This window comes from Pseudomonas sp. LAIL14HWK12:I10, assembly GCF_900184205.1.
Lineage (GTDB): Bacteria > Pseudomonadota > Gammaproteobacteria > Pseudomonadales > Pseudomonadaceae > Aquipseudomonas > Aquipseudomonas kermanshahensis.
In genome coordinates this window covers 1-1,018 of record NZ_FXWU01000033.1, presented here as the reverse complement: position 1 = coordinate 1,018, position 1,018 = coordinate 1, and the positions used below count along the sequence as shown (strand labels likewise).

Here is a 1,018-nt window from a genome sequence, read left to right as displayed (position 1 = left end):
CGTTCTCGAAGACCGAGGTCTGGTTGGCAACGATGCTCAGTTCGACTTTGTCGCCCTGGTTGTTGCTGCCTGGGGTGCCTACGCCGGGTTCGTCGGTCACAGCGGTGCTGACCGGGGTCTTGTCCAGAACCAGGTTTTCGAACTTGCCGACATCAGCGCCATCGACCGAAGCGATCGACTTGATCACTGGATCGTTGGTACCGGTGTAGACGTTGTCCGGGGCAGTCACGGTGGTGAAGCCAGTGGTGCTGTTGGCCGGCACGGTGATGACGGTGGTGCCGTCGCTCAAGGTGAAGGTGAGTGCCGAATGTTTATCAATCGGCAGACCATCTTTGTTGGTCAGGGTGATGGTGTAGGTGATCGCACCACCTTCGGTAACCGAAGGCGTCGCAGTCAGTTTGGCCACCACGTCGTCGGTGGTGTCAGTCACCTTGACCGACGCCGCATCGCCCAGCTGCAGGTTTTCGAAGGCACGGCCGTCGATGTCTGCTGCCGACTTCACGCCCAACTCGATTTCGCCAGCGTCTTTATAAACGTCGTCGCCCTGCGCTTCGTGGGTGTACGGCGCGCTGGTTTCGCCAGCTTTGATGGTGACGGTAGCGTTGTTGCTCAGGGTTACGACCAGGTCGTGAGCCAGGGCAGTGTTGATGTGAACGGTGAACGTTGGTTTGACGTTCTCGGCAACCGAAACCTGATCAGCCGTGATGGTGACTTTGACCAGATCACCTTCGTTGCCAGCGCCTGGAGTACCCGAGCCTGGCTCGTCAGTGACAGCAGTGCTGACCGGCGTTTTGTCCAGAACCAGGTTCTCGAACTTGCCGACATCAGCACCGGCGACGGTGGCGATCGATTTGATCACCGCGTCGTTGGTACCGACGTAGACGTTGTCCGGAGCAGTCACGGTGGTGAAACCGGTAGTGCTGTTGGCCGGAACCGTGATGACGGTGGTGCCGTCACTCAAGGTGAAGGTCAGTGCCGAGTGCTTGTCGATCGGCAGACCGTCTTTGTTGGTCAGCGT

1 protein-coding gene is annotated in these 1,018 nt (G+C 58.9%); it reads right to left on the bottom strand.

Features of this window, described 5'->3' with window-relative positions; genetic code table 11:
• On the bottom strand, positions 1 to 1,018 hold a 1,018-nt coding region (locus QOS90_RS27505; RefSeq protein WP_143491120.1), incomplete at both ends, for an immunoglobulin-like domain-containing protein.